28 protein-coding genes are annotated in these 26,312 nt (G+C 66.9%); 22 read left to right on the top strand and 6 right to left on the bottom strand.

What is annotated here, in order from left to right:
• The first annotated feature begins 16 nt into the window (after positions 1-16).
• Positions 17-487, top strand: coding sequence for a DUF2846 domain-containing protein (locus tag IAG39_RS17960; protein WP_059380339.1), 471 nt, complete (start codon positions 17-19; stop codon positions 485-487).
• Between the two features lie 95 nt (positions 488-582).
• On the top strand, positions 583-1,062 hold the full coding sequence (locus IAG39_RS17955; protein ID WP_118933673.1) for a DUF2846 domain-containing protein: 480 nt from the start codon (positions 583-585) through the stop codon (positions 1,060-1,062).
• A gap of 51 nt (positions 1,063-1,113) precedes the next feature.
• Here IAG39_RS17955 and IAG39_RS17950 read toward each other — a convergent pair whose 3' ends face one another.
• Complete coding sequence (locus tag IAG39_RS17950; protein ID WP_059380337.1) at positions 1,114-1,941, bottom strand: pyruvate, water dikinase regulatory protein; 828 nt, start codon at positions 1,939-1,941, stop codon at positions 1,114-1,116.
• A gap of 192 nt (positions 1,942-2,133) precedes the next feature.
• On the opposite strand from IAG39_RS17950, the gene ppsA reads away from it, so the two are divergent.
• A complete protein-coding gene (gene ppsA, locus IAG39_RS17945) occupies positions 2,134-4,500 on the top strand; it encodes a phosphoenolpyruvate synthase (RefSeq protein WP_059380336.1) in 2,367 nt (788 codons plus the stop codon).
• 72 nt (positions 4,501-4,572) lie between these two features.
• On the opposite strand, the gene IAG39_RS17940 is transcribed toward ppsA, so the two are convergent.
• Both IAG39_RS17940 and IAG39_RS17935 read right to left on the bottom strand, forming a co-directional pair.
• The gene (locus tag IAG39_RS17940) at positions 4,573-5,415 is read right to left on the bottom strand and encodes a bifunctional transcriptional activator/DNA repair enzyme AdaA (protein WP_118933674.1); all 843 of its coding nucleotides are present in this window, start codon (positions 5,413-5,415) and stop codon (positions 4,573-4,575) included.
• A gap of 101 nt (positions 5,416-5,516) precedes the next feature.
• Positions 5,517-6,254, bottom strand: coding sequence for a glutamine amidotransferase (locus IAG39_RS17935; protein WP_059380334.1), 738 nt, complete (start codon positions 6,252-6,254; stop codon positions 5,517-5,519).
• Between the two features lie 169 nt (positions 6,255-6,423).
• Here IAG39_RS17935 and IAG39_RS17930 point away from each other — a divergent pair, with 169 nt between their 5' ends.
• From IAG39_RS17930 to IAG39_RS17920, 3 genes are all read left to right on the top strand, one after another.
• Entirely contained in the window at positions 6,424-6,858 is a 435-nt protein-coding gene (locus IAG39_RS17930) for an NfeD family protein (protein ID WP_059380333.1), read from the top strand.
• Between the two features lie 69 nt (positions 6,859-6,927).
• Positions 6,928-7,854, top strand: coding sequence for an SPFH domain-containing protein (locus IAG39_RS17925; RefSeq protein WP_059380386.1), 927 nt, complete (start codon positions 6,928-6,930; stop codon positions 7,852-7,854).
• 25 nt (positions 7,855-7,879) lie between these two features.
• Entirely contained in the window at positions 7,880-9,067 is a 1,188-nt protein-coding gene (locus IAG39_RS17920) for a GGDEF domain-containing protein (RefSeq protein WP_118933675.1), read from the top strand.
• Here the strand turns inward: IAG39_RS17920 and smpB are convergent, their stop codons facing one another.
• Entirely contained in the window at positions 9,068-9,541 is a 474-nt protein-coding gene (gene smpB, locus IAG39_RS17915) for an SsrA-binding protein SmpB (RefSeq protein ID WP_059380331.1), read from the bottom strand.
• 106 nt (positions 9,542-9,647) lie between these two features.
• Between smpB and IAG39_RS17910 the strand changes: the two genes are divergently transcribed.
• The 7 genes from IAG39_RS17910 (at position 9,648) to IAG39_RS17880 (ending at position 15,134) form a co-directional block, all read left to right on the top strand.
• Positions 9,648-10,082, top strand: a complete 435-nt coding sequence (locus IAG39_RS17910; protein WP_042793335.1) for a type II toxin-antitoxin system RatA family toxin — start codon at positions 9,648-9,650, stop codon at positions 10,080-10,082.
• Positions 10,072-10,419 (top strand): RnfH family protein, encoded by a 348-nt coding sequence (locus IAG39_RS17905; protein ID WP_059380330.1) that lies wholly within the window; start codon positions 10,072-10,074, stop codon positions 10,417-10,419. Before IAG39_RS17910 ends, IAG39_RS17905 begins: the two co-directional genes overlap by 11 nt.
• 195 nt (positions 10,420-10,614) lie before the next feature.
• Positions 10,615-11,769, top strand: coding sequence for an acyl-CoA dehydrogenase family protein (locus tag IAG39_RS17900; RefSeq protein WP_118933676.1), 1,155 nt, complete (start codon positions 10,615-10,617; stop codon positions 11,767-11,769).
• The gene (locus IAG39_RS17895; protein ID WP_118933677.1) at positions 11,766-12,941 is read left to right on the top strand and encodes an enoyl-CoA hydratase/isomerase family protein; all 1,176 of its coding nucleotides are present in this window, start codon (positions 11,766-11,768) and stop codon (positions 12,939-12,941) included. The genes IAG39_RS17900 and IAG39_RS17895 overlap by 4 nt, the downstream gene beginning before the upstream one ends.
• A gap of 100 nt (positions 12,942-13,041) precedes the next feature.
• Positions 13,042-13,932: a 3-hydroxyisobutyrate dehydrogenase gene (gene mmsB / locus IAG39_RS17890; RefSeq protein WP_059380327.1), complete on the top strand. Its 891-nt coding sequence runs from the start codon at positions 13,042-13,044 to the stop codon at positions 13,930-13,932.
• Position 13,933: 1 nt separating this feature from the next.
• Positions 13,934-14,371: a PaaI family thioesterase gene (locus IAG39_RS17885; protein ID WP_118933678.1), complete on the top strand. Its 438-nt coding sequence runs from the start codon at positions 13,934-13,936 to the stop codon at positions 14,369-14,371.
• A gap of 73 nt (positions 14,372-14,444) precedes the next feature.
• Positions 14,445-15,134: a VIT family protein gene (locus IAG39_RS17880; protein WP_118933679.1), complete on the top strand. Its 690-nt coding sequence runs from the start codon at positions 14,445-14,447 to the stop codon at positions 15,132-15,134.
• A gap of 30 nt (positions 15,135-15,164) precedes the next feature.
• On the opposite strand, the gene IAG39_RS17875 is transcribed toward IAG39_RS17880, so the two are convergent.
• Positions 15,165-16,163 (bottom strand): YgfZ/GcvT domain-containing protein, encoded by a 999-nt coding sequence (locus IAG39_RS17875; protein WP_187774046.1) that lies wholly within the window; start codon positions 16,161-16,163, stop codon positions 15,165-15,167.
• A gap of 152 nt (positions 16,164-16,315) precedes the next feature.
• On the opposite strand from IAG39_RS17875, the gene mltG reads away from it, so the two are divergent.
• The 5 genes from mltG (at position 16,316) to IAG39_RS17850 (ending at position 20,973) form a co-directional block, all read left to right on the top strand.
• Positions 16,316-17,485 (top strand): endolytic transglycosylase MltG, encoded by a 1,170-nt coding sequence (gene mltG, locus IAG39_RS17870; protein WP_118935234.1) that lies wholly within the window; start codon positions 16,316-16,318, stop codon positions 17,483-17,485.
• A complete protein-coding gene (tmk, locus tag IAG39_RS17865; RefSeq protein ID WP_059380322.1) occupies positions 17,482-18,105 on the top strand; it encodes a dTMP kinase in 624 nt (207 codons plus the stop codon). The genes mltG and tmk overlap by 4 nt, the downstream gene beginning before the upstream one ends.
• Positions 18,102-19,193, top strand: coding sequence for a DNA polymerase III subunit delta' (gene holB / locus IAG39_RS17860; protein ID WP_118935232.1), 1,092 nt, complete (start codon positions 18,102-18,104; stop codon positions 19,191-19,193). The genes tmk and holB overlap by 4 nt, the downstream gene beginning before the upstream one ends.
• A 68-nt stretch (positions 19,194-19,261) precedes the next feature.
• Complete coding sequence (locus IAG39_RS17855) at positions 19,262-20,032, top strand: TatD family hydrolase (protein ID WP_059380320.1); 771 nt, start codon at positions 19,262-19,264, stop codon at positions 20,030-20,032.
• A 38-nt stretch (positions 20,033-20,070) separates the two neighbouring features.
• The gene (locus IAG39_RS17850; RefSeq protein WP_187774045.1) at positions 20,071-20,973 is read left to right on the top strand and encodes an ankyrin repeat domain-containing protein; all 903 of its coding nucleotides are present in this window, start codon (positions 20,071-20,073) and stop codon (positions 20,971-20,973) included.
• 44 nt (positions 20,974-21,017) lie between these two features.
• On the opposite strand, the gene IAG39_RS17845 is transcribed toward IAG39_RS17850, so the two are convergent.
• Positions 21,018-21,716, bottom strand: a complete 699-nt coding sequence (locus tag IAG39_RS17845; protein ID WP_059380318.1) for a GntR family transcriptional regulator — start codon at positions 21,714-21,716, stop codon at positions 21,018-21,020.
• 164 nt (positions 21,717-21,880) lie between these two features.
• Here IAG39_RS17845 and gabT point away from each other — a divergent pair, with 164 nt between their 5' ends.
• Genes gabT through IAG39_RS17825 form a run of 4 tightly spaced genes read left to right on the top strand, consistent with a single transcriptional unit; the run spans position 21,881 to position 26,229 of the window.
• The gene (gabT, locus tag IAG39_RS17840) at positions 21,881-23,239 is read left to right on the top strand and encodes a 4-aminobutyrate--2-oxoglutarate transaminase (RefSeq protein ID WP_118934168.1); all 1,359 of its coding nucleotides are present in this window, start codon (positions 21,881-21,883) and stop codon (positions 23,237-23,239) included.
• A 10-nt stretch (positions 23,240-23,249) separates the two neighbouring features.
• Positions 23,250-24,230 (top strand): aminopeptidase, encoded by a 981-nt coding sequence (locus tag IAG39_RS17835; RefSeq protein ID WP_059380317.1) that lies wholly within the window; start codon positions 23,250-23,252, stop codon positions 24,228-24,230.
• Positions 24,227-25,000, top strand: a complete 774-nt coding sequence (locus tag IAG39_RS17830; protein ID WP_059380316.1) for an enoyl-CoA hydratase/isomerase family protein — start codon at positions 24,227-24,229, stop codon at positions 24,998-25,000. Before IAG39_RS17835 ends, IAG39_RS17830 begins: the two co-directional genes overlap by 4 nt.
• Positions 25,001-25,029: 29 nt before the next feature.
• Positions 25,030-26,229, top strand: a complete 1,200-nt coding sequence (locus tag IAG39_RS17825) for a CaiB/BaiF CoA transferase family protein (RefSeq protein ID WP_059380315.1) — start codon at positions 25,030-25,032, stop codon at positions 26,227-26,229.
• The last annotated feature ends 83 nt before the right edge of the window (positions 26,230-26,312 follow it).

Below are 26,312 nucleotides of genomic sequence, written 5' to 3'. Positions count from 1 at the left end.
CGATCAAGGACGGGACATGAAAAGCTGGATCAAATCGAGTCTTGCCGCGCTGGGCGCGGCGGTGTTGCTTTCCGCTTGCGCCGGCCCCCGGTATGGCGATGTGGCGGACCGCATCCCGGCGCTGGAGGCTGCCGAAGGCCGGATTTACTTCTACCAGCCCGCAACGCCCAATGGCGACAAGGTCGCGCAGCCCGCGATCCTGGTCGACGGCCGCAAGGTCGGCCGCTCCAAATCCGGCCGTTTCTTCTTCGTGGACCGCGCGCCCGGCGAGGTGGAAGTCATCACCGCCACCGACCGCAAGGAGCGCAAGGACGCGCTCAAGGTTCCCCTGGCCGGCGGGCAGACCCAATACGTGCGCGTGGATGTTGCGGGCGGCAGGCAGGTTCTGCGGCTGGAGGCCTCCGCTGACGTAGCTGTGCAGGCGATGTCGGACCTGCGTTACTGGGGCGCCGGACGGCGCGAGCGAGAGCCGCTGCGCTATGAGTAAAATTACAATATGTAGGTTTTAGACTTATTCATATACTTTCTCGCGGGATCCATCGAGCTGATGGCCTGTGGGGCTGGCACATCGGAGAAGACGGAATGAAGCGCAGGTTCAAGATGGTGGCTGCCGCCGTGCTGGGCGCGGCCTTGTTGGCGGGTTGCGGCGGTCCCCGGTACAAGGATGTCGCCAGCACCATCCCCGTGATGGTGCCGGAAACCGGGCGCATCTACTTCTACCAGCCGCCGGCGCCGGTTGGCGTGGTGTCGGCCCAGCCGTACCTGCGCGTGAACGGTCTGAAGGTCGGCCGTTCCAAGCCGGGCAGCTTCTTCTATGTGAACCGGCCTGCCGGCAAGTACGTGGTCGACACGTTGCGCGACGACGAGCAACTGTCGTTCACGCTGGCCCCGGGCCAGACCCGTTACGTGCGCTTGAGCATCGAAGGCGTGAGCGGCAATTCGTCCAACATGGGCCGCCAGGATATGCGCCTGGAAGACTCGGAGGCGACCGCCCAGCAGGAGATGGGGCCGCTGAAGTACTGGGGCGCCGGCTCGCGCGAACGCGTCAAGCTGCGTCCCTGATCCGGACTACGCTGCAAGGAAGGGCGCGCCATGGGCGCGCCCTTGTCGTTTTCAGCCCCGGTCCAGGCCCACTTCCTGCAACACCGTCGTGGCGATCTCCTCGATCGATTTGGTGGTGCTGGACAGCCAGGAAATGCCCTCGCGGCGCATCATGCGTTCGGCCTCGGCCACTTCGTAGCGGCATTGCTCCAGCTGCGCATAGCGGCTGTTGGGGCGGCGCTCGTTGCGGACTTCGGCCAGCCGTTCGGGCTGGATCGACAGGCCGAACAGCTTGCCGCGGTGCGGGGCGATGGTGGAGGGCAGGGTGCCGCGCTCGAAATCGTCCGGCGTCAGGGGGAAATTGGCCGCCTTGATGGCGTATTGCATGGCCAGATACAGGCTGGTGGGCGTCTTGCCGCAGCGCGACACGCCGACCAGGATCACGTCCGCCTGGTCCAGCTGGTTCACGAACTGGCCGTCGTCATGCGCCAGGCTGAAGTTGATGGCGTCGATGCGGTTGCGGTACTTTTCCGAGTTGGCCTGCATGTGCGAGCGGCCGATGGAATGGCTGGACTTCAGGCCCAGCGCCTGCTCGATATGGCTGACGAAGGTGCCGAACAGGTCCAGGAAAACCCCGTTCGCTTGGCGAACGCGCGCCAGGATGTCCGGATTGACCAGGGTGCTGAACACGATCGGGGGAACGCCGGCCTCCAGGGCGCTGCGGTCGATCCGCATGGCCACTTCCGCGGCCTTTTCCAGCGTGTCGACGAAGGGCAGGCGGACAGGCTTGAAATTGACCTCTTCAAACTGTGAGAGCACTGACTGGCTGAAGGTTTCTGCGGTGATGCCGGTACTGTCGGAAACGATGTATACCGTGCGTATGATCGGGGTAGATGTCATGTGTAAAAAATTCCAACCAGGCAGATGGCCGGACGCACTCCACCGAGTACAATCAGGCCCCTATAAGTCACCCCAAGGGCGGTCCAAGGCCAGTTTGGTCAGCGCGTAAATTGGGGCTGTGATCCGACTGTGATCCAGCTTCCTGATGCATTGACCAAACTCGCTTTCATTCCATTGTAAAAGGTGACTTCAATGTCGTACGTTGTTTTGTTCGAGCAGCTCCGCATGACGGACGTGGACTCGGTAGGAGGCAAGAACGCATCACTAGGCGAAATGATCAGCCAGCTGTCTGGCGCGGGTGTCCGCGTGCCGGGCGGCTTTGCCACGACCGCTGATGCTTTCCGCGACTTCCTCAAGGCCTCCGGCCTGGACAAGCGCATCGCCGAACGTCTGACCACGCTGAACCCCGAAGACGTGCGCGAACTGGCCAATGCCGGCTCGCAGATCCGTCAATGGATCATCGACGCGCCGTTCTCGCCCGAGTTCGAATCGCAGATCCGTACCGCCTTTGCCAAGCTCGACGCTGATGGCAAGGGTTCGTTCGCCGTGCGCTCCTCCGCCACCGCCGAAGACCTGCCCGACGCCTCGTTCGCCGGCCAGCAGGAAACCTTCCTGAACGTCGTCGGCATCGACGACGTGCTGGACAAGATCCGCCACGTGTTCGCGTCGCTGTACAACGACCGCGCCATTTCCTATCGCGTGCACAAGGGCTACGCCCACGCCGACGTCGCGCTGTCGGCCGGCATCCAGCGCATGGTGCGTTCCGACAAGGGCAGCGCCGGCGTCATGTTCACCATCGACACCGAATCGGGCTTCCAGGATGTGGTGTTCATCACCTCGTCCTACGGCCTGGGCGAAACCGTGGTGCAGGGCGCGGTCAACCCCGACGAGTTCTACGTCTTCAAGCCGACGCTGGCCCAGGGCCACTACCCGATCGTGGGCCGCCGCATCGGCTCCAAGCTGATCAAGATGGAGTTCGATCCCGAGCGTCCCGAAGGCCGCGCCGTGCGCACGGTCGACGTGCCGGTGTCCGAACGCAACCGCTACTCGCTGACCGACGACGAGGTCAACGAACTGGCCCGCTACGCCGTCATCATTGAAAAGCACTACGGCCGCCCGATGGACATCGAGTGGGGCCGCGACGGCATCGACGGCAAGATCTACATCCTGCAGGCGCGTCCGGAAACCGTGAAGTCGCAGCAGGGCGTCAACGACGTGCAGCAGCGCTACCGCCTGAAGGCCACCGGCCAGGTCCTGATCACCGGCCGCGCGATCGGCCAGAAGATCGGCGCGGGTCCGGTGCGCGTGGTCGGCGACATCTCCGACATGGACAAGGTCCAGCCGGGCGACGTGCTGGTCACCGACATGACGGATCCCAACTGGGAACCCGTGATGAAGCGCGCTTCCGCCATCGTCACCAACCGCGGCGGCCGCACCTGCCACGCGGCGATCATCGCGCGCGAGCTGGGCATTCCGGCAGTCGTGGGCTGCGGCAACGCGACCGACCTCCTGAAGGAAGGCCAGGCCGTGACCGTGTCTTGCGCCGAGGGCGACGAAGGCCGCATCTATGACGGCCTGATCGAAACCGAAGTGGAAGAAGTGCGCCGCGGCGACATGCCCCCCATCGATCTGAAGATCATGATGAACGTGGGCAACCCGCAGCTGGCTTTCGACTTCGCCCAGATCCCCAACGGCGGCGTGGGTCTGGCCCGCCTGGAATTCATCATCAACAACAACATCGGCATCCACCCCAAGGCGGTGCTGGACTATCCGAACGTCGATGGCGAACTGAAGAAAGCCGTGGAATCGGCCGCTCGCGGCCACGCCAGCCCGCGCGCCTTCTTCGTCGAGAAGATGGCAGAAGGCGTGGCGACCATCGCCGCTGCCTTCTACCCCAAGCCCGTCATCGTGCGCATGTCGGACTTCAAGTCCAACGAGTACCGCAAGCTGGTCGGCGGTTCGCGCTACGAGCCCGAGGAAGAGAACCCCATGCTGGGCTTCCGCGGCGCGTCGCGCTACATCGCCGAGGACTTCGCCGAGTGCTTCCGCATGGAATGCGAAGCGCTGAAGAAGGTGCGCGATGAAATGGGCCTGACCAACGTCGAGATCATGGTGCCCTTCGTGCGCACCCTGGGCCAGGCGGCCAAGGTGGTGGACCTGCTCGCCAAGCACGGCTTGGCGCGCGGCGAAAACGGCCTGAAGCTCATCATGATGTGCGAAGTGCCGTCCAACGCCATCCTGGCCGACGAGTTCCTGCAGTACTTCGACGGCTTCTCGATCGGTTCGAACGACATGACCCAGCTGACGCTGGGCCTGGACCGCGATTCGGGCATGGAACTGCTGGCTGCCGATTTCGACGAACGCGACGAGGCCGTGAAGTTCATGCTGCGCCGCGCGATCAAGGCTTGCCTGGCCGCCAACAAGTACGTGGGCATCTGCGGCCAAGGCCCCAGCGACCACCCGGACTTCGCGCAATGGCTGAAGGAAGAGGGCATCCTGTCGATGTCGCTCAACCCGGATACCGTTGTCGATACCTGGCAGCGTCTGGCCAAGAACTGATCGGCTTGCTGATGTGAAAACCCCGCGCCTGCAAGGGCGCGGGGTTTTTTTACGCGTGCAAGCGGGAAAGGACTATGCCGCCAGCGCTTCGCGCGCAATCAATTCGCGCTTGCGGTCTATGCCCCAGCGGTAGCCGGCCAGCGAGCCGTCGGTGCGCACCACCCGGTGGCAGGGGATGGCCAGCGCGATGTTGTTGGTGGCGCAGGCGCGGGCCACGGCGCGCACGGCTCGCGGCGAGCCTATGCGTTCGGCGATATCGGTGTAGGTGGCGGTTTCACCCACGGGGATCTCGCGCAGGGCTTGCCATACCTGGCGCTGGAAGGCCGTGCCGCGTACGTCCAAGGGCAGGTCCAGGCCGCGGGAGGGGTCTTCGACGAAGCCCACCACGGCCGCCACCCAGCCTTCGAACTGCGAGTCCGCGCCGATCAGGCGGGCGGCCTTGAAGCGGTCCTGCAGGTTGCGCACCAGTTGTTCCGGGTCTTCGTGCAGCGCGATCTCGCAGATGCCGGTGTCGCTGGCCGCCACCAGCAGCGCGCCCAGGGAGCATTGCGCCACCGCGAAGCGGATATCCACGCCCTCGCCGCTCTTGCGAAAGGCGGTGGGCGTCATGCCCAGGATGGCGGGGGCGGCTTCGTAGAAGCGGCCGCTGGAATTGAAGCCGGCGTCGTACATGGCGTCCGTGACGCTGGCGCTTTGTTTGAGATGCTGGCGGGCGCGGCTGGCGCGCAGGGCGTCGGCGTAGGCCTTGGGAGTGATGCCGGTGGCCGCCTTGAAGACGCGGTGGAAATGGAAGCGGCTCATGCCGGCCTGTTCGGCCAGGGTGGACAGATCCGGCGGCTGCTCGGCTTCCAGGGCGCGGCAGGCGCGTTCGACGGCGGCGGCGTGCTGTTTGCTCAGGGCGGCGGCTTGGTTCATGAAAAAGCTCCTGTTGCGCGTGGATTCGCGCGCTTGGACCCATCGTCTCAAAAGCCTGCCGCCGCCGCACTCCGTATATTGCGCGGGGGCCGCGCAGGGCGCTACGCGGGGGCGTAGGCGTCCAGAAAGCGCCGCAGCAGGCCGCCCGCGACGGGCGTGGCGCGGACGTTGGCGGACAGCCCCGGGACGTCCAGGTTTTCAGCCGCGTAGCGACGGCCGAAGCGTTCCAGATGGGCGCGGATGAAGTCAGGGCCGAATTCGGGATGGAACTGGGTCGAGAACACGTTGCGGCCGATGCGGATCATCTGATGTTCGTCCAGGTCCGAGCGCGCCAGCACGGCGGCGCCGGGCGGGGGTTGCAGCACGGTCTGCGCATGCAGCATCTGGGCGGGGAAGGTGGACGGCAGTCCGGCCAGCAGCTTGTCGCCAGCGGCGGGCGGCAGCAGCTCAACGGTCTGGGTGCCGACTTCGCGCCCGGCGGGGTTGTAGCCGACCTTGCCGCCCAGCGCGTAGGCCAGCAACTGATGGCCGTAGCAGACGCCGAACATGGGCAGGCCGGTTGCGGCGGCTTCGCGCAGCCAGGCGGCGGTGTCCTCGCTCCAGGGTTCCTTGTCGGTCACCATGGCAGGCGAACCCGTGATCAGCGCGGCGCGATAGCGGGCGGGAGCCTGCGGCCGCTTGCCCTCGTGGACGGGCACGATTTCCATGGCCTCGGCGGTCAGGCCGGCGGCCTGCGCGAGTTGTTCGGCATAGCCGCCGAACTGGCTTTTGAGCGTGTCGTCCGGATCGCCGGTGTGCAGGATCAGAACGGGGAGAACGGTGGGTATTGCAGCGGTCATTGGGGGCTAGTGCGTAAAGGATGCGGGCGCCGGGTTCCAGGGGGGGATCCACCGCCAGCGCACATCATAATCCAGCGCCCGGATCCATGATGAAAGCCGCTTTTCCGTTCCGTCCCGGAAATACGTACAATCGCGCTCAGAGACTCATCCTTTCGGGCGAACGAAGACTATGTGGATTTGGCTGGGACTGGCCGCGCTGGCCCTGATCGGGGAATTGGCGACCGGCACTTTCTATCTGCTGCTGGTGGCCCTGGGGCTGGCTGCCGGGGGCGTGGCCGCCTGGTTCGGCGCCGGCCTGGAGTGGCAATTGCTGGGCTGCGGCATCGTATTGCTGCTGGGGCTGCTGGTGCTGCGCAAGACCCGCGTGTTGAAAAAGCGCGAGGTCAATTCCGCCCGCAATGCCGACGTCAATCTGGACATCGGCCAGACGGTGTCGGTCGAGGCCTGGTCCGGCCAGGGGACCGCGCGCGTCTGGTATCGCGGCGCGCATTGGCACGCGGAACTGGCGCGGGGGCATGCGCCGGTCGCGGGCGAACAGACCATTACGGAAATGCGCGGTTCGACTCTGGTTCTGACCCCCAAGGGCAAGCCCGGCTCCGCCTAAACAGCGCCCGCGCCAGTTCCGCGCGGCGCCCGTGCACCTATTTACCAGAAGGAGAGGCTCCGAATCATGATGATTGATACATCCACCATCGTCCTGCTCGTCATCGTCGCGCTGGCGATACTGATAGTCATCAAGTCGATCGCCATCGTGCCTCAGCAGCACGCCTGGGTGGTCGAGCGGCTGGGCAAGTTCGACCGGGTCCTGTCGCCCGGCGCGGGCTTCGTCATTCCGTTCATCGAACGCGTGTCGTACAAGCACTCGCTCAAGGAAATCCCTCTGGACGTGCCCAGCCAGGTCTGCATCACGCGCGACAACACGCAGCTGCAGGTCGACGGCGTGCTGTATTTCCAGGTGACTGATCCGATGCGCGCGTCTTATGGTTCGTCCAATTACATCTCGGCCATCACGCAGCTGGCGCAGACGACCCTGCGTTCGGTCATCGGCAAGATGGAACTGGACCGCACCTTTGAAGAGCGCGACTCCATCAACAGCAACATCGTTTCTTCGCTGGACGAGGCGGCGCTGAACTGGGGCGTGAAGGTGCTGCGCTACGAGATCAAGGACTTGACCCCGCCCAACGAGATCCTGCGCGCGATGCAGGCGCAGATCACCGCCGAGCGTGAGAAGCGCGCGCTGATCGCGGCCTCGGAAGGCCGTCGCCAGGAACAGATCAACATCGCTACCGGCGAGCGCGAAGCCGCCATCGCCCGTTCCGAAGGCGAGAAGCAGGCTCAGATCAACCAGGCCCAGGGCGAGGCCGCCGCGGTGCTGGCGATTGCCGAGGCCACCGCCAAGGCCATCACCCAGGTGGCGGACTCCGTGCGCCAGCCGGGCGGCATGGAAGCGGTGAACCTGAAGGTCGCCGAGCGCTACGTCGAGGCCTTCGGCAATGTCGCCAAGGAAGGCAACACCTTGATCCTGCCGGCGAACCTGGCGGACGTGGGCGGCATGATCGCCTCCGCCATGACCATCGTGAAGTCCACTCGCAACAGCTGATAACCGCGCCCGGCGGCGCCTGACGATGATCGCTCCCGTTAACTTGCTTTTGATAGCAGCATTGGCGGGAGTGCTTGCGCTGTGCGTGCTGGGGTCGCTGGCCCGCAGCGGCATGGCCGGCATCAAGGAGACGATACGCGCCAACCTGCTGACGCTGGCGGCGTTCGGGCTCTACGCCTTCCAGATCACCGAGGCGCCGCTATGGGTGTCGGTGATGGCGGCGAACACCGCCGTTGCCCTGGCCCTCTGTGCCTATTACACCGGATTGCGCCGCCTGGTCGGCCTGACCGTGCCCAAGCGCCTGATGGCGCTGGTGTCCTGTGCCACGCTGCTGGCGCTGGCGTACTACACCTACATCGATCCTCAGATCGGGCCGCGCATGGTGGTCATGTCCTGGCTGATGTTCGGGTTCATGGTGGCCATCGCCATGACGGTCAGGCGCGGCATGCCGATGAACCGGTCCCGCTACAGCTACCATTTCGTGTGCGTGGTGGCCCTGATCTCGGCGCTGGTGTGCGCGACGCGGGCCGTCGTCTACATGTTCGACATCGCCATCGCGCAGGCCCTGTTGCTGCCCTCGGCCTGGAACATCGCATTCATGACGCTGGGCGTGCTGACGATGCCATGCCTGACCCTGGGCACCATCATGATCATCCACGACCGCATGCTGGCCGACCGCGAACAGGAGGCCAGCACCGACTTCCTGACTGGCCTGATGTCGCGCAAGGCCTGGTGGCTGCAGGCCGAGCGCTATTGCGCCCAGGCGCTGCGCACGCGGCGGCCGCTGACGCTGCTGTTGCTGGACATCGACCATTTCAAGCGTATCAACGACACCCATGGCCACGCGGCCGGCGATGCGGTGCTGCGCCATTTCGGCCTGCTGGCGACCGCCACGCTGCGCACCGGCGATCATGTCGGACGCGTGGGCGGCGAGGAGTTTGCGGTGCTGTTTCCGGATATGCGCAGCGATGCCGTGCTGGATGTGGCGGAGCGGCTGCTGGATTCGGTGCGGCGCACGCCTTGTGCGCACGGCGGCAGCACCATGTCCTATACGTTCAGCGCCGGGGTGGCGGACTGGATGCCCGGAGAGAGCCTGCAGGCGTTTTTCGAGCGGGCCGACCGCAAGCTGTATAGGTCCAAGTCGGCCGGGCGCAACCGCATCACGGGACCGGGGCAGGATGCCGAGCGCCAGATGCTGCCCGAGGCCGCCTGATCAGTCGTCCTTGCCTTTGCGCGGCGCGCGGGTGTCGTGCTTCATGATGCGCTCTTTCTCGCGCTGCCAGTCCTTTTCGCGCGCGGTGTCGCGCTTGTCGAACAGCTTCTTGCCGCGGCCCAGCGCGAAGTCCAGCTTGATGCGCCCGTTCTTGTAGTGCAGGTTGAGCGGCACCAGCGTGTAGCCGCGCTGCTCGACCTTGCCGATGAGCTTGCTGATTTCCTCGGCCTTGAGCAGCAGCTTGCGCGTGCGCATGGCGTCGGGGTGGATATGGGTGGAGGCCGTGGGCAGGGGGCTGACGTGCATGCCCAGCAGGTAGAGCTCGCCGTCGCGCACGATGACGTAGCTTTCCTTGAGCTGCACGCGGCCATCGCGGATCGCCTTGACTTCCCAGCCTTGCAGCACCAGGCCAGCCTCGTAGCGGTCTTCGATGAAATAGTCGTGCGTGGCCTTGCGGTTGTCGATAATGCTCATAAAGCCCTTGTGCCTGGGTGCCGCGCGCTATGGCTAGAGGCGTATTCTGGCCCCAGGTCGTGTTGTGCCGGTAAAATCGTGCCATTCTAGCCATTTGCGATAGTCGATGCACAAAGTACAACGATCCGTCCTGGTGCCTTACAGCGCCGCCCAGATGTTCGATCTGGTCGCCGACGTGGAGAAGTACCCCGAGTTCATGCCCTGGTGCGGCGGCGCCGAGGTGCAAACCCGCGACGAGCACGGCATGCAGGCCTCCATCCTGATCAGCTTCGCGGGCATGAAGCAGCGCTTCACCACCCGCAACACCCATGCCTATCCCGACCGGATCGACCTGGAGCTGGTCGACGGCCCGTTCTCCAGCCTGGTGGGACACTGGGAGTTCCAGCCGCTGGCCGAGGACGCCTGCAAGGTCCTGTTCACCATGGAGTACGCGTTTTCCAACCGCGCGCTGGAAATGGTGGTGGGGCCGGTGTTCAACCGCATCGCCACCAGCTTCATCGATTCCTTCACCAAGCGCGCGCAGGCCAAGTATGGCGAATGAGCCGTTCGCGGGGCCGCAGATCGGCGTCAGCGTCTGCTACGCCTTGCCGGGCCATGTCTGGCTGCGGGAGTTGCGCCTGCCCGACGGCGCCACTGTGGCCGACGCGCTGGCGGCCAGCGGCTTTGGCGAGGCCTTCCCCGTGGTTGAACCCTGGACCCGGGGCGTGGGCATTTTCGGCCGCGCCACCGAGCCGCAGGCCAGGTTGGCCGATGGTGACCGGGTAGAGATCTACCGCGGCCTGAGTTTCGATCCCAAGGAGTCGCGGCGCCGCCGCGCCGAACACCGCCGCGCCAAGACGGCGAAGAACGGCAGGGTCCGCCCGGCCGGGCTGCTGTAGGGCAGCGCTCAGAGGGGCGGCGCGCCGCCCCGCACAATGTCGCAAATAGGACAAATCGCCGTGCCGCTTCCGGCGTAACATAAGCATCGTCACGCATTTACGTTTACGTCAACGTCATGTCAAAATCGACGGGCTGGCGTTCACGAGACGGCAGCAACGCCAACAGACAATACTCAGTACAACAGGAGACAGGCTGTGGACTTTGAACTGACCGACGAGCAACGCGCTTTTGCGCAGGCGGCGCGCGACTACGCCGAGGGCGAACTGGCGCCCAACGCCGCGCGCTGGGACGCCGAAGGCATCTTCCCGCGCGAGGCTTTCGCGCGGGCGGGCGAGATGGGTTTCTGCGCCATCTATGCCAGCGAGGACATCGGCGGCCTGGGCCTGCCGCGGCTGGACGCCACGCTGGTGTTCGAGGAAATGGCGGCGGTGGATCCGTCGACCACGGCTTTCCTCACGATCCACAACATGGCTACCTGGATGGTCGGCAACTGGGGCCAGCCCGCGCTGCGGGAAGCCTGGGGGCCGTTGCTGGCCAGCGGCCAGAAGTTGGCATCCTATTGCCTGACCGAGCCGGGCGCCGGTTCGGATGCGGCGTCGCTGTCGACCCGCGCGCAGCGCCAGGGCGATGACTATATCGTCAACGGCGCCAAGGCCTTCATTTCGGGCGGTGGCGACACGGACCTGCTGGTGGTCATGGCGCGCACCGGCGGCGAGGGCGCGGGCGGCATCAGCGCGTTCGCCATTCCGGCCGACAGCGAGGGCATAGGCTACGGCCGCAAGGAGGAGAAGATGGGCTGGAACAGCCAGTCCACCCGTCCCATCACCTTCGAGAACGTGCGCGTGCCGGCGGCCAACATGCTGGGCCAGGAGGGCGAGGGCTTCAAGATCGCGATGAAGGGCCTGGACGGCGGACGCATCAACATCGGCACCTGCTCGGTGGGCGCGGCGCAAGGCGCGCTCGATGCCGCCCGGCGCTACATGGACGAACGGCGCCAGTTCAACCGCCGCCTGGCCGAGTTCCAGGCCTTGCAATTCAAGCTGGCCGACATGGCGACGCACCTGGTGGCGGCGCGCCAGATGGTGCGCCTGGCGGCCTGCAAGCTGGATGCGGGGGCCACGGACGCGGCGACCTACTGCGCCATGGCCAAGCGCTTCGCCACCGACATGGGTTTCCAGATTTGCCTGGACGCGCAGCAGATCCACGGCGGCTACGGATACCTGCGGGACTATCCCTTGGAGCGTCTGGTGCGCGATACTCGCGTTCATCAGATTCTGGAGGGGACCAACGAGATCATGCGCGTGATCATCGCCCGCCAATTGTTGGAAAAAGGAGCCGACATAAGATGAATGCACCGGTGCTGTTCGAAGAAAAAACCGCTGCCAATGGAGTACGGTTCGGGATCGCGACGCTGAATTCGCCGCAGACCCTGAACGGCCTGTCGCTGGAAATGGTGGACCTGCTGGCCGAACGGCTGGACGTCTGGGCCCGTGATCCCGGCGTGGCCCTGGTGGTCCTGCAGGGCGCGGGCGACAAGGCCTTCTGCGCGGGCGGAGACCTGCATGGCCTGTACCGCAGCATGACGGAAAACGCCGGCAAGCCGGGCTGGAACAACGCCTATGCGCGCCGCTTCTTCGAGCACGAGTACCGGCTGGACTACCGCATCCATACCTATCCCAAGCCGGTGCTGTGCTGGGGCCATGGCATCGTCATGGGCGGCGGCATCGGCCTGATGATGGGCGCCAGCCACCGCGTGGTCAGCGAGACCTCGCGCCTGGCGATGCCGGAGGTCACGATCGGTCTGTTCCCGGACGTCGGCGGCAGCTGGCTGCTGAATCGCATGTCGGGCAGGATCGGACTGTTCCTGGCCTTGACCGGGGCGCAGCTGGGCACCTCGGACGCTTTCTTCGCCGGCCTGGCGGACTTCCGGCTGGATCACGCGGATTGGCCCAAGCTGCTGGCTTCGCTGGAAGAGCAGCCCTGGGCCGGCCAGGCAGCCGGCACGGCGGAGGATGCCATTCCTCCGCGCGCGATCAACGACGGCCTGCTGCGCCGCGCCCTGACGGCGCTGGAGCCCAAGACGCCGTTGGCGCCTGGCAGCCTGCGCCAGCACTCGTTCCTGATCAACAGCCTGTGCAGCGGCAACCGCCTGGACGATATCTACGAAGAGCTGGCCGCGCTGAAGGACCACGAGGATCCTTGGCTGGCGCGCGCGGCCCAGACGATGCTGGCCGGCTCGCCCGGATCGGTGCGCCTGTCGTTCGCGCTGCAGCAGCGGCTGCGCCTGCGTTCGCTGGACGACGTGTTCCGCGCCGAGTACATCGCGGCGCTGGCCTGCACCGCCCATGGCGATTTCGCCGAGGGCATCCGCGCCTTGCTGATCGACAAGGACAAGAAGCCCCGCTGGAATCCCGCCGTCATCGACATGGCGACCGACGCCTGGGTGCAGAAATTCTTTGACGAACCCTGGCCCGAGGGCGAGCCCCACCCGTTGGCGGACCTGGGCCAGGAAGGCCGCTAGGCGCCACGCGGCGGCGGACCGGCCGCCGCCCGCCGGCGCGGCAACGCTAGTACCACGATGGTTTCACACCTATAGCTATAGCAACAGGAGACAGGACATCATGAGCAGCATCGCGTTTATCGGTTTGGGCAATATGGGCGCGCCCATGGCATTGAATCTGGTCAAGGCCGGACATAGCGTGACGGTTTTCGATCTGGTGCCGGCGGCGGTGAAGACCCTGACGGACGCCGGCGCCAAGGCTGCCGCGTCCGCTTCGGAAGCAGTCAAGGGCGCCGAGGTGGTGGTTTCGATGCTGCCCGCCAGCAAGCACGTCGAAGGTCTGTATCTGGGCGAGGACCTGCTGGGCAAGATCCCGTCCAGCGCGCTGGTCATCGAATGCAGCACCATCGCGCCCGACTCGGCGCGCAAGGTGGCGCAGGCGGCCGAGGTGCGTGGCATCGCCATGATCGACGCGCCGGTGTCCGGCGGCACGGGCGGCGCGGCCGCAGGCACGCTGACCTTCATCGTCGGCGGTCAGGCCGCGGCGCTGGAGCGCGCCCGCCCGATCCTGGAAAAGATGGGCAAGAACATCTTCCATGCCGGTCCGGCCGGCGCCGGCCAGGTGGCCAAGATCTGCAACAACATGCTGTTGGGCATCCTGATGGCCGGCACGTCCGAAGCCCTGGCGCTGGGCGTGGCCAACGGGCTGGATCCCAAGGTGCTGTCGGACATCATCGCCAAGAGTTCGGGCCGCAACTGGGCCACGGAACTGTACAACCCCTGGCCCGGCGTGATGGAGCATGCGCCGGCCTCCAAGGGCTATGCGGGCGGCTTCGGCGTGGACCTGATGCTGAAGGACCTGGGCCTGGCGGCCGAGGCGGCCTTGTCGGCGCGGGCCTCGATTCCGCTGGGCGAGCTGGCGCGCAACCTGTATTCGCTGCATAGTTCCGGCGGTTCGGGCAAGCTGGACTTCTCCAGCATCGTCAACCTGGTCAAGCGCGAGCAGGACTGACATGGCGGCATCGCACGCGCAGCCGGACCCAGCCGCACGGGTCCAGGAGAGCTTCGCCCGGCAAAGCATCATGACCTTGCTGGGCGCGGCGCTGGACGTGGTCGAGCCGGGCAGGGTGGACATCGTGCTGCCTTATCGCGCCGACCTGTGCCAGCAGAACGGTTTTCTGCACGCCGGTATTTCCACGACCATCGCCGACAGCGCCGGCGGCTATGCCGCCTATACCTTGTTCGCGCCAGGCGAGGACGTGCTGACCTCGGAGTTCAAGATGAACTTCCTGGCGCCTGCCAAGGGCAGCCGCTACGTGGCCAGCGGTCGCGTGGTCAAACCCGGCAAGCGCCTGTCCGTCTGCCAGGTCGAGGTGCATGCGTACGACGGCGAGCAAGCTACGCTTTGCGTGATAGGCTTGCTTACCGCGGTGCGCGTGACGCCGCGCTGAATCCCGCGCGCGGCGGGTCCTGCGCAAGCCGGACCTGCCGCGCGTTCATCACGCGGCGCATGGGTTTGTGGCAATGCCTTCAAAAGAACATCATCGGATTTTTCGCAGCAACTGGCTGCGCGCGGCCGTGCTGGGCGCAAACGACGGTATCGTGTCCACCGCCAGCATCATCACCGGCGTCGCGGCGGCGCAGGCCACGCAGGGCGCCATCCTGACCTCGGGGCTGGCTGGCCTGGTGGCCGGCGCGCTGTCGATGGCGGCGGGCGAGTATGTGTCGGTGAAGTCGCAGGCCGACATCGAGGCGGCGGACCTGCGCATGGAGCAGCGTTCGCTCAAGCGCAATTCCGGCGAGGAATTGGCCGAGCTGGTCGATATCTACGTGGACCGCGGCCTGACCCGCGACCTGGCCGAGCAGGTGGCGCGCCAACTGACCAGCCACGACGCCCTCGACGCGCACGCGCGCGACGAATTGGGCATCTCTCTTCATAACCGCGCCCGTCCGGTGCAGGCCGCCGTGGCGTCCGCCGCGTCGTTCGCCGCAGGCGCGGCGCTGCCGCTGGCGGTGGCCGCCGTGACGCCAGGGCCGCAACTCATCGGCTGGGTAATCGGCGCATCGGTGGTTTGCCTGGCCGCGCTGGGTGCCCTGGCCGCCGGGGCTGGCGGGGCGCCCAAGGGGCCGGCGGCGTTGCGCGTCACGGTTCTGGGCGCGTTGGCCATGGCCGTGACGGCGGGCGTGGGCGCGTTGTTCGGCGTGGCGGCCTAGGACCGCCACGGTCCGCGCGGGACGGGGAGCTCAGGGCGTGATGGAATAGGGCAGCGCGGCGGCCGCAATGCGCGGACCGTCCGCGGCGCCCAGCCGCAGATCGCCTTCCGGCAGGGCCGCCAGCGTGGTTTCGAATAGCACCGAGACCACGCCTTGCGTGCCGGCCGCATCCACGATCCGTCCGGTGGGTTCGCCGGGCTGGGTGGCGTCATAGACGTCCACGCCGGCCAGCGCCTGGCCTTGAACGGCGGCGTCGGCAATGGTGCCGTAGGCCATGCGCCGCTTGACCGTGCCGCGGTAGTGGCTGCGCGCCACCACTTCCTGGCCCGGGTAACAGCCCTTGGTGAAGCTCACGCCCTGGATCAGGTCCAGGTTGACCGTCTGCGGGATGAAGACATCCTGCGTGGCCGCAGTGATCCACGGGATGCCCGCTGCCAGGTCTGCGGCGCGCCATTGCGCGGCGGGCGTCAGGCCCAGCGCGCCGGCCAGCGCGGCCGACTGGTCCAGTTGTTCGTCCGATGCGATCCACCACCAGCGCAGATGCGCGTTGGCGGACGGCGCGGCGATCCAGGTGCCGGACGGCAGGTCGACGCGCTGCCAGGGCGCGCGCGGCAGCGCGCCGGCGGCGGCTTCCAGCGCCGCCGCGTCCGCGGGCGAGGCCGTCACGCCCGCCACATGCAGCGGCGTGGCGGCGAGCTTGGCCTTGGCGCGCAGCACGAACATCGACAGGCGTTTGAGCAGCGCCTGCGCCAGATCCTGAGGCACCAGGCCGTACAGCTGGGGCGCGTCGTCCGCGCCGGGGGCGGCGCGCCACATCACCAGGGTGGCCAGCAGGCGGCCCTTGGCGGTGCAGTAGCCCGCCAGGCGGGCGGCGTCCTGGGGCAGGCCGGTGACGTCCTGCGTGAGCTGGCCGTGCAGGAAACCGAGGGCGTCCGCGCCGGATGCGGCGAAGACCAGGAAATCGTCCAGCGGCGCAATTTGCGCGCAACCTTCTGCGCGGACGGGAATCGAAGAATGGAAAGCGTGCATGGAGGCGGTGTTATCGCGTCATCAAAGTGCTGATGATAGCCGCGTTCCCCTCCGGGCTGGGCCATGTCCCCGCCGCGCGCAGGGACGCGCGCTACGTTCCGCCCCTCTTTAGCCGCAAGAGTTCCGCGCGATCAATTAAACTTCCGACACTTATGAAGAAGCGACTATTTTTTTACGTCCTGTGGTTTTTCCTGTTGATCGCGCTGGCTGCCGCCGCAGCCGTGGGCGGCGCTTGGTATTGGGCCCACAAGCCCATGCAGCTGAAAGCCGACAGGATCGATTTCGTGGTGGATCCGGGCAGCAGTCCGCGCACGGTCGCGCGGGTGCTCAACGAGGCCGGCGTGCCGGTCTGGGAGCCGGGTTTCATCTGGATGGCGCGCCTGTCCGAACTCGACAAGCAGATGAAGGCGGGCGGCTACCAGGCCATCAACGGCGACTCGCCCTGGAAGTTGCTGGAGCGCCTGGCGCGCGGCGACATGACGCAGCGGCAGATCACCTTCCTGGAAGGCTGGACCTACCGCCAGATCCGCCAGGCGCTGCGCGCGAATCCCGACGTCAAGCAGACGCTGGGCGAAACCACCGATGAAGAACTGATGGAACGCCTGGGCTCGGAAATCAAGCAGCCGGAAGGGCTGTTCTTCCCGGACACCTACATCTTCACGCCCGGCAGCACCGATTACGATCTGCTGCGCCGCGCCTACCAGGAAGGCCAGCGCATCCTGCAGGACACCTGGGCCAAGCGCCAACCGGACCTGCCGGTGACCACGCCCTACGAGGCCCTGGTGCTCGCATCGATCGTTGAAAAGGAAACAGGCCATGGGCCGGACCGCCGCCGCGTGGCAGGCGTGTTCACCAACCGGCTCAAGATCGGCATGCTGCTGCAGACCGATCCGACGGTGATCTACGGCATGGGCGACGCCTACCAAGGCCGCATCCGCAAGCGCGACCTGCAGACCGACACGCCCTGGAACACCTATACGCGTCCGGGCCTGCCGCCCACGCCGATCGCGGCGCCTGGCCGCGCGGCGCTGCTGGCGGCGGTGCAGCCGGAGCAGCACAAGTTCCTCTTTTTCGTTTCCCGCGGCAACGGCACCAGCGAGTTCTCGGTCAACCTGAACGAGCACAACCGCAACGTTTCCCGCTACATCCTGGGCCAGGGCCAAGGCCAGAATGCCGCGCCCAGCCCGGCTTCGAGCCGCGGCGCGGCCAATGGCAATCCGGCCAACGGCACGCCCGCAGCCGCGCCCAGCGCCAGCCCGGCGCCGGACGCCGCGCCCGAGCCGGACCAGGGACAGGCACAAGTACAAGGACAAGACCAATGACCACGCGCGGACGCTTTATCACGCTGGAAGGCGTGGACGGCGCGGGCAAGAGCACGCATACCGTCTGGATCGCCGATTTCCTGCGTGCGCAGGGGCTGGACGTGGTGTCCACCCGCGAACCCGGCGGCACGCCGCTGGGCGAGAAGCTGCGCGCCTTGCTGCTGACCGACTCCATGGGGCTGGACACCGAGACGCTCCTGATGTTCGCGGCCCGTTGCGAGCACCTGCATCAGGTCATTGAACCGGCCCTGGCGCGCGGCGCCTGGGTGGTCTGCGACCGCTACACCGATGCCACCTATGCCTATCAGGGCGGCGGGCGCGGCCTGGGCGCGGCGCGCGTGGCCGCGCTGGAGGCCTGGATGCAGGCCGGCCAGCCCGACCGCACCTGGCTCTTCGACGTGCCGCTGGAAGTGGCGCGCGCCCGGCTGGCCGACGCGCGCGAGCCGGACCGCTTCGAGCGCGAGGGCGCGGCCTTTTTCGAACGCACCCGCGAGGCCTACCACGCTCGCGCCGAGGCTGATCCGCAGCGCATCCGCATCGTCGATTCCACCCAGTCCATCGCCCAGATCCGCACCGGCCTGGAGGCGGGACTGCGCGAACTGCTGGGGCAGTCGGCATGAATGCGACCCGCGCCGCCAAAGACGAGGACGTCAAGGCGTCCAACGCGCCGCAGTTCCTGCCCTGGCAGGCCGAGACGGCGCGCAACTGGCTCGGCAACCGCGATCGCTTCGCCCATGCCTGGCTGATCCATGGGCTGGCCGGCATCGGCAAACTGGACTTCGCGGTCGCCGCGGCGGCCAGCCTGCTGTGCGAAACGCCGGACAATGGCCTGGCTTGCGGCCGTTGCGCCGCCTGCGCCTGGTTCGCCAGCGGCAATCATCCCGACCTGCGCCGCATCCGCCCCGAGGCCGTGGCGGTGGAAGAGGGCGCGGACGCCGCCGAGCCCTCGGAAGACGCCGAACCCGCCACGGGCGCGGCCAAGCGCGCGCCGTCCAAGGAAATACGCATAGACCAGATCCGTTCGCTGGAATCCTGGTTCAACACCGCCACGCACCGCGGCGGCTGGCGCGTGGCGCTGCTGTACCCGGCCCATGCGCTGAACGTGGTGTCGTCCAACGCCTTGCTCAAAGTGCTGGAAGAGCCGCCGCCGCACACGGTCTTTCTGCTGGTCGCGGATGCGCCGGACCGCCTTTTGCCCACGCTGGTGTCGCGTTGCCGGCGTTTGCCGCTGCCCGCGCCGGACCCCGACACCGCGCTGCAATGGCTGCGCGAGCAGAACGTGGAACCGGCCCGCGAATGGCTGGCGGCGGCCGGCGGCGCGCCGCTGGCGGCGTTGAGGCTGGCCCAGTCGAACGAATCCGCTTGTCCGCCCTGGCTGACCCAGCTGGTCGGGCCGCTGTCCAAGGGCCAGTCGCCCGACGTCGGCACGCTGGCCGAGGCCCTGGAAAAAGTGGCGGCCAGCGAATGGATCGACGCCTTGCAGCGCCTATATACGGACCTGATGCTGGCCGGCGCGGGGGCGCCGTCGCGCTACTTCCCGGCCCTGGGCAGCGCGGTCGCGCAGGTCGCCGCGCGCATGAATCCGGCCAAGGTGGCCGAGGCCGCGCGCTGGCTGACGCGCCAGCGCGCGCTGGCCACCCATCCCTTGAACGCCAAGCTCTTCGCCCACGCGACCTTGCAGCGCGTGGTGCTATCCTGCCTGGCGTAAGCCTTTGATCCGGCGGCGCTTCGTCCGGTGAAGGGCGGGGCGCCGCGGCACTTGTATCCAGACTCATCATGTACGTCGATTCCCACTGCCATTTGAACTTCCCGGAACTGGCCGCCGACCTGCCGGCCATACTTGACCGGATGGCTGCCAACCAGGTCACGCACGCGCTGGTCGTCAGCGTCAACATGCCGGAATGGCCGGGCCTGATGTCGCTGGTCGAGCCGCAGGCCAATCTGTGGGCCTCGGTCGGCGTGCATCCCGATTACGAAGACACCCCGGACCCCACGCCCGAAGAGCTGGCGCGCCTGTCCGAGCATCCCAAGGTCGTGGCCATCGGCGAGACCGGGCTGGACTATTACCGCCTGTCCGAACCCCTGGACTGGCAGCGCGAGCGCTTTCGCCGCCACATCCGCGCCGCCCGCGATACGGGCCTGCCCCTGATCGTGCACACGCGCTCGTCCGCCGAGGACACCGTGCGCATGCTGCGCGAAGAGCAGGCGGCCGAGGTCGGCGGCGTGATGCATTGCTTTACCGAAAATTGGGAAGTGGCACAGGCTGCGTTGGACCAGAACTTCTATATTTCGCTGTCTGGCATCGTGACTTTCAAGAATGCGCAGATCGTGCATGAAGTGGCTGCCAAGGTGCCGCTGGACCGTTTGCTGATCGAAACCGATTCGCCGTATCTGGCGCCTGTGCCGTACCGCGGCAAGTTGAACGATCCGTCCAAGGTGATTCACGTGGCCGAGAAGATCGCGGATCTCAGGGGTATACCGGTGGCTGATGTGGCACGCGCTTCAACGGATAATTTCTTCCGTCTTTTCAATAAGATAAAGAAATAATCTAATCTTATTTATTTAAAGTGATTTATAGGAAACCCATGGCTGCCCGCAACGCTTCCGTCCAGAACACCCTCTTGTCGTGTTGCCGTGGAGCGCTGCTGGCGCTGGCCATGGGCATGGCGGTTCCCGCCGCGGCGCAGGCCGCCAATCCCGGCGATTGGTGGGTCTATGTCGCCAATGACTACCCGGACGACATCAAGGAACTGCTGGCGCGCGGCGAAGATCCCAACGTGCGCTACAAGAACGGCCAGCCGGCCCTGATGCGCGCGGTGGTGGACGGCGCCTGGAAGGTGTTCGACGTGATCGCGGCCGACAAGCGCACCGACGTCAACGCCGAGAACCCGGCGGGCGAGACGCCGCTGATGTACCTGGCCATCGCCGGCCAAACCGAACGCGCCAAGAAGCTGATCGCGCGCGGCGCCCAGGTCAACCGCCTGGGCTGGACGCCGCTGCACTACGCGGCCTCGAAGGGGCAGCTGGAAATGGCGCGCCTGCTGCTGGCGCACAAGGCCATGGTCAACGCGCCCGCGCCCAATGGCGAAACGCCGCTGATGATGGCGGCGCTTTCCGGCCGCAAGCCCATGGTGGACCTGTTGCTCAAGGCAGGGGCGGATGTGGGCTCGCGTGATACCAAGGGCCAGACTCCGGCCGATTGGGCCAGGACGGGCAAGTCCACGGCGGTGGCGGCGGAACTGGACAAGCTGATCGCGCAGCAAGAGGAAGCGCGCCGCAAGCTGCGCGCGGCGCGGCCGGCCGAAGAGGGCGCCGAGGCGGCGGGTGCGCAGGCAGGCGCGGCAGTGGGCGCGCCGGCCAGCCCGGAGCAGGGCGCGGCAGCCGCGCAGGCTCCCGCCGCGGAAAAGAAAGCCCCGGCCGCGTCGTCCGCGGTCCAGGGCGTTTCGGGCGTGAAGCTCAACAACTACGACGAGCCCGCCGCGCCCTGAGGCGCGGGCTTGCCCGAGGCCGGCCCGCAAGGGGCCGGCCCGATTCAGATCACGTAGTTCTTGTAGCGCTCGATGTAGTCGCGGGCGCTGCCGTTCAGTTCGCGCACGCAGCGCTCGGCCTCGTCGCCGTCGCCGCGCACCATGGCGTCCAGCAGGGCGCGGTATTGCTTGATCCCCATCTCTGAGCGGCCCGGCAGCAGGGCCACGCGGCGCATCGACACGCGGGTGCGGTCGTAGATGCGCTCGATCATGTCGCTTAGCACCGGATTGCGCGCCAGTTTCTTGATGTGGTTGCGGAACTGTTCGATCGTGGCCACGTGGGCCTCGATGTCGCCGCTTTTCAGGCTTTGTTCGAAAGGCTCGCCCAGCAGGGCCTGCATCGCTTCCCAGTCGGCGGGGGTGGCGTTGGCCATGGCCAGCCGTACCGCCAGTCCGTCCAGGGCTTCACGCACCTGGTACAGGCGGTAGGTGGTTTCCATGTCGACCAGGGCCACCACGGCGCCCTTGTTGGGCACCCGTTCCACCAGCGCGCGGTCTTCCAGCGTCGCCAGCACTTCGCGTGCCTTGGCGCGCGGGATGTCGTAGGCCTGCGCCAGGTCTTCTTCCGGCACGCGAGTTCCGGGCAGCAAGGCCTGCGACGCAATGCGTTCCCGCATATCGAGTATGACTTCGTGGGTGGAGGCCGCCTTGCGTGTTTCGGGGGCGGCGGCGTCAGCAGAGGCAGTCGCGCGTTTAGTGGGCATGTAGGCACCTGGGTTGAGTGGAGCAAAGCATAGCACATTTTGAACGCAAGATTGTGCACAATTTAGAATGCGTAGTTGTAAATCAGCATTGACACAATAAAACGCACAAGAATATAGTGGCTTCACTTCGTCGCGGTACCCACTCATCCAAGGAGCCCTGGGCAATGAAAGACGCCGTGCAGTCCCCTCAACTTCCCGGCCCGCAGTGCCAGGCATATCTGGCCCGGCGCAATGCCGCCGTCGCGCTGGGCGTGGCCAACGGTCCCCCGGTGTTCGCGGCCGCTGCCCGCGGCGCCACGCTGACCGACCTGGACGGCAACGCCTACATCGATTTCGCCGGCGGCATCGGCACCCTGAACGTGGGCCACGCGCATCCCGAGGTGGTGGCTGCGGTCCAGGCGCAGGCGGCGCGCTATCTGCACACCTGCTTCAACATCGTCATGTATCCGGAATACATCGAGCTGGCCGAAACGCTGGTCGGCCTGGTGCCCGGATCCTGGCCGAAGAAGGCCATGCTGCAGACCACCGGCGCCGAGGCCGTGGAAAACGCCATCAAGGTGGCCCGCCGCGCCACCGGCCGGCAGGCGGTGGTGGCCTTCGAGAACGCCTTCCACGGCCGCACCTACATGGCGCTCTCCCTGACCGCCAAGGCGCCCGCCTACAAGACCGGCTTCGGTCCCTTCGCGTCCGAGATCTATCGCGCGCCGTTCCCGGTGCGCTACCGCTCGGGGCTGACCGAAGCCGAATGCGCCGAGGCCGCCTTCAATGAATTCCGCCGCCTGGTCGAAACCGAGGTCACGCCGGAGCAGGTCGCCGCAGTGATCATCGAGCCGGTCCAGGGCGAGGGCGGCTTCCATGCCGCGCCGCCCGCCTTTCTGCAGGCGCTGCGCGCCTATTGCACCCAACACGGCATCGTGCTGATCGCCGACGAGATCCAGTCGGGCTTCTGCCGCACCGGAGAATGGTTCGCCACCCAGCATGCCGGCATCGAAGCCGACCTCTACACCCTGGCCAAGTCCATGGGCGGGGGGCTGCCGATAGCGGCGCTGGTGGGGCGCGCCGACCTGATGGACGCGCCGGCCGTGGGCGGCCTGGGCGGCACCTATGGCGGCAACCCGCTGGCGTGCGCCGCGGCGCTCGCCACCATCGCGGTCATGCGGCGCGAAGACTACGCGGCGCGCGCCCGCGACCTCGGCGGCCGGGTGCGCGCACGCTTTGCGGACTGGGCCGGCCAGTACGGCATCGTGGGCGACGTGCGCGGCCTGGGCGCCATGGTCGCGTTCGAAGTCGTGCGCGGCGCGGGCGACGACAGTCCCGCCGGCGACCTGGCGGCCCACATCGTGCAGGCCGCCTACCAGGGCGGGCTGGTGCTGGTGAAGGCGGGCTTTTACGGCAACGTGATCCGCTTCCTGGCGCCGCTTTCCATTACTGATGAGGAATTGGCCCGCGGCCTGGACATCCTCGGGCGCGCGGTGGCGGATGCCCAGCGCATCGCCGACGCGCGCGCGTCGCAAGCGGCTTGAGGAGCACACCATGCATACGCTGTTGAAACTGAAGAACGCCCGCAAAGTGGTCAGCCAGCTGGGCGCGGCCAAGCCAGGCATGGAAGTGCTGGTGCTGTATGACCTGCATACCCACCACAACGTCGAGCCCCTGGCCATTGCGGTGGACGAGGCGGGCGCCGGCCTGCACCTGCTGCAGATCGCCGGTTCCGCGCGCCATGGCCGGCAGTTGTCGCCGGTGGTGGCCCAGGCCATGCAGGCGGCCGACCTGGTGATTGCATTGACCCGCGCCAACGCCGCGCATACCGATGCGCGCCAGCAGGCCACGCGCGCCGGGGTCGGCGTGATCGTGCTGCCTGAATCGCATCTGCCCGATTTCTTCCTGGCCGAAGGCTGGGACTGCGACTTCGACGCGCTGCGCCCGCAGATCCAGGGGCTGGCCGACGCGCTGACCCGCGCCGACACGGCCCGCGTCACCAGCGAGCTCGGCACCGACGTGACCATGAGCATCGCCGGCCGCCGCGGCCGCGCGCTGCACGGCTTCGCCAACACCACCGACATCTCGGCGGGCTATTGCCTGGAGTCCAGCCTGGCTCCGGTGGAAGGCACGGCCGAAGGCGTGATCGTGGTCAACGCCAGCATTCCCGGCGTCTCGCTGATCCGCGACGAACCCGTGCGCATCCATATGGAAAAGGGCATGGCCGTGGCGATCGAGGGCGGCGCGGTGGCGCGCCAGTTCCGCGAACTGCTGGCCAGCTTCAACGATCCGCTGGTCTACAACCTGGGCGAGCTGGGCGTGGGCATGAACCCGCGCTGCCAGCTGGACGGCACCATGCTGTCCGACGAATCGGTCTACGGCTCGATCCAGTTGGCGCTGGGCACCAGCGCCTACATCGGCGGCACCGTCAAGGCCGCCGCCCACTACGACACCATCGTCACCGACGCCACGCTGGAACTGGACGGCAGGGTGGTGCTCAAGGGCACCGAACTGCGCCTGGAGGACGTGGCATGAGCATAGACCTGAGCCGCGACGCCGACGGCGTGGCCACCGTGTTGATGAACCGCCCGGAAAAGCGCAATGCGTTCACGCTGGACATGTACCGCGAATTCGGCCGGGTCATGCGTGAACTCGATGCCGACGATAGCGTGCGCTGCGTGGTGCTGCGGGGCGCGGGCGGCGCCTTCTGCGCCGGCAGCGATATCGGCGGCTTCGAGGAAGACCGCGACGGCGCGGCGCAGGCGGCCGAGTACGCGCTCTTCACGCTTTCCATGACCGACACGCTCAAGCACCTGCGCCACCCCACCGTGGCCTGCATCGAAGGCGTGTGCGTGGGCGGCGGGCTGGAACTGGCCGCCTTGTGCGACATCCGCATTGGCGGGCGCAACAGCCGCTACGGCATCCCGGTGAATCGCATCGGGCTGACCGTGGACCACCAGGAACTGGCCGACCTGATCCGCGTGGTGGGCGCTGCGCGCGTGCTGGAAATCCTGCTGGAAGGAAACATCTTCGGCGCCGAAGAAGCCATGTCCAAGGGCCTGCTGACCCGCGTGGTGGATGACGAGCGCGTGGCGGAACAAACCTACGCCACCGCCCGCCGCATCGCCGCGGCGGCGCCGCTGGTCAACCGCTGGCACAAGCGCTTCGTGGGCCAGTTGCGCGAAGGACGCGCGTTAAGCGCGCAAGAGCGCAGCGAAGCCTACGAATGCTTCGGCACCGAGGACTACCGGCGCGGCCGCGAGGCCTTTGCCGCCAAGCGCATTCCCGAATTCATCGGCCGCTGATCCGGCCACCGACCCAAGACGGACCGCATATGACTCAAGCTGCATCCCCCCTTGCCGGCATCAAGATCCTGGATCTTTCGCAGATCATGGCCGGCCCGTACTGCACCATGGTGCTGGCCGACCTGGGCGCCGAGGTCATCAAGGTCGAGAAGACCGGCGCCGGCGACGACTCCCGCGAAATGGGTCCCTACGTGAACGGCGAATCCACCTGTTTCGCCCAGATCAATCGCAACAAGCAGGGCGTGGCGCTGAACCTGAAGGATCCCGAGGCGCGCGAGGTGCTGTACGAGCTGGCGCGCTGGGCCGACGTGGTGGTGGAGAACTACCGCGTGGGCGTGACCAAGTCGCTGGGCGTGGACTACGAAACGCTGTCGCGCATCAATCCGCGCCTGGTGTATTGCTCCATCTCCGGCTACGGCCATTCCGGACCCTACGCGGGCAAGGGCGGCTTCGACCTGGTGGCCCAGGGCATGAGCGGCATCATGAGCATGACGGGCGAGCCCGACGGGCGGCCCTTGAAGTCGGGCATCGCCATTTATGACGTGGGGGCGGGGCTGACCGCGGTCTACGCCATCCTGGCCGCCTGCATCCACCAGATGAAGACGGGCGAAGGCCAGCACATCGACATCGCGCTGGCCGAGTGCGGCTTGCCCTGGTTCGTCTGGGAAGCCGCCGCCTATTTCGCCGACGGCACGGTGCCGCAAGGCACCGGCAGCCGCCACCGCGTGTCGGCGCCATACCAGGCCTTCGGCACGCGCCAGGGCTTCATCATGATAGGCGCGGCCAACCAGCGCACCTGGGAGCGCCTGTGCGCGGACGTGCTGGAGCGGCCCGAACTGATCACCGATCCGCGCTTCATCACCAACTCCGACCGGCTGGCCAACATCGCCGAGCTGGAGCCGTTGCTGGAAGCCGAATTCGCGCGTGCCGACGCGGCTGAATGGATCGAACGCTGCGAACGGGCCTCCGTGCCTTGCGGCCCGATCAACGATTTCGGCCAGGCCATGCAGGACCCGCATTACCTGGCGCGCGGCATGGTGCAGGAACTGGACCATCCCGCGCTGGGCAAGATGAAGACCATCGGCATTCCGACCAAGTTTTCCAAAACGCCCGGCGCCTTGCGCACGGCGGCGCCGCTGATGGGCCAGCACACGGACGAGGTGCTGCGCCGCTTCGGCGTGGCGGAAGACAGAATTGCAGGCATGCGCGCCCGAGGAGTCATCGCGTAGCAGGCAAACCGCAGCAGGCAGTATCGAAGTCGCATCCAAGCTCCAAGGGGACGCCGGCGCTATTGACGCCGGCGGCTATTCGA

The organism is Achromobacter xylosoxidans, assembly GCF_014490035.1.
Taxonomy (GTDB): domain Bacteria; phylum Pseudomonadota; class Gammaproteobacteria; order Burkholderiales; family Burkholderiaceae_B; genus Achromobacter; species Achromobacter bronchisepticus_A.
The sequence above is the reverse complement of the archived record's forward strand: the minus strand, read 5'-3'. Positions and strand labels throughout refer to the sequence as shown.

Bases quoted from the DNA above. Each gene is read 5' to 3' on its own strand.
- IAG39_RS17850 (WP_187774045.1), top strand. From the start codon at position 20,071: ATGGCTGCCCGCAACGCTTCCGTCCAGAACACCCTCTTGTCGTGTTGC.
- IAG39_RS17830 (WP_059380316.1), top strand. From the start codon at position 24,227: ATGAGCATAGACCTGAGCCGCGACGCCGACGGCGTGGCCACCGTGTTG.
- smpB (WP_059380331.1), bottom strand. From the start codon at position 9,541: ATGAGCATTATCGACAACCGCAAGGCCACGCACGACTATTTCATCGAA.
- IAG39_RS17845 (WP_059380318.1), bottom strand. From the start codon at position 21,716: ATGCCCACTAAACGCGCGACTGCCTCTGCTGACGCCGCCGCCCCCGAA.
- IAG39_RS17855 (WP_059380320.1), top strand. From the start codon at position 19,262: ATGTACGTCGATTCCCACTGCCATTTGAACTTCCCGGAACTGGCCGCC.
- IAG39_RS17835 (WP_059380317.1), top strand. From the start codon at position 23,250: ATGCATACGCTGTTGAAACTGAAGAACGCCCGCAAAGTGGTCAGCCAG.
- IAG39_RS17875 (WP_187774046.1), bottom strand. From the start codon at position 16,163: ATGCACGCTTTCCATTCTTCGATTCCCGTCCGCGCAGAAGGTTGCGCG.
- ppsA (WP_059380336.1), top strand. From the start codon at position 2,134: ATGTCGTACGTTGTTTTGTTCGAGCAGCTCCGCATGACGGACGTGGAC.
- IAG39_RS17880 (WP_118933679.1), top strand. From the start codon at position 14,445: ATGCCTTCAAAAGAACATCATCGGATTTTTCGCAGCAACTGGCTGCGC.
- IAG39_RS17940 (WP_118933674.1), bottom strand. From the start codon at position 5,415: ATGAACCAAGCCGCCGCCCTGAGCAAACAGCACGCCGCCGCCGTCGAA.
- IAG39_RS17935 (WP_059380334.1), bottom strand. From the start codon at position 6,254: ATGACCGCTGCAATACCCACCGTTCTCCCCGTTCTGATCCTGCACACC.
- tmk (WP_059380322.1), top strand. From the start codon at position 17,482: ATGACCACGCGCGGACGCTTTATCACGCTGGAAGGCGTGGACGGCGCG.
- holB (WP_118935232.1), top strand. From the start codon at position 18,102: ATGAATGCGACCCGCGCCGCCAAAGACGAGGACGTCAAGGCGTCCAAC.
- IAG39_RS17925 (WP_059380386.1), top strand. From the start codon at position 6,928: ATGATTGATACATCCACCATCGTCCTGCTCGTCATCGTCGCGCTGGCG.
- IAG39_RS17960 (WP_059380339.1), top strand. From the start codon at position 17: ATGAAAAGCTGGATCAAATCGAGTCTTGCCGCGCTGGGCGCGGCGGTG.
- IAG39_RS17895 (WP_118933677.1), top strand. From the start codon at position 11,766: ATGAATGCACCGGTGCTGTTCGAAGAAAAAACCGCTGCCAATGGAGTA.
- IAG39_RS17950 (WP_059380337.1), bottom strand. From the start codon at position 1,941: ATGACATCTACCCCGATCATACGCACGGTATACATCGTTTCCGACAGT.
- mltG (WP_118935234.1), top strand. From the start codon at position 16,316: ATGAAGAAGCGACTATTTTTTTACGTCCTGTGGTTTTTCCTGTTGATC.
- IAG39_RS17920 (WP_118933675.1), top strand. From the start codon at position 7,880: ATGATCGCTCCCGTTAACTTGCTTTTGATAGCAGCATTGGCGGGAGTG.
- IAG39_RS17910 (WP_042793335.1), top strand. From the start codon at position 9,648: ATGCACAAAGTACAACGATCCGTCCTGGTGCCTTACAGCGCCGCCCAG.
- mmsB (WP_059380327.1), top strand. From the start codon at position 13,042: ATGAGCAGCATCGCGTTTATCGGTTTGGGCAATATGGGCGCGCCCATG.
- IAG39_RS17885 (WP_118933678.1), top strand. From the start codon at position 13,934: ATGGCGGCATCGCACGCGCAGCCGGACCCAGCCGCACGGGTCCAGGAG.
- IAG39_RS17825 (WP_059380315.1), top strand. From the start codon at position 25,030: ATGACTCAAGCTGCATCCCCCCTTGCCGGCATCAAGATCCTGGATCTT.
- IAG39_RS17905 (WP_059380330.1), top strand. From the start codon at position 10,072: ATGGCGAATGAGCCGTTCGCGGGGCCGCAGATCGGCGTCAGCGTCTGC.
- IAG39_RS17955 (WP_118933673.1), top strand. From the start codon at position 583: ATGAAGCGCAGGTTCAAGATGGTGGCTGCCGCCGTGCTGGGCGCGGCC.
- gabT (WP_118934168.1), top strand. From the start codon at position 21,881: ATGAAAGACGCCGTGCAGTCCCCTCAACTTCCCGGCCCGCAGTGCCAG.
- IAG39_RS17930 (WP_059380333.1), top strand. From the start codon at position 6,424: ATGTGGATTTGGCTGGGACTGGCCGCGCTGGCCCTGATCGGGGAATTG.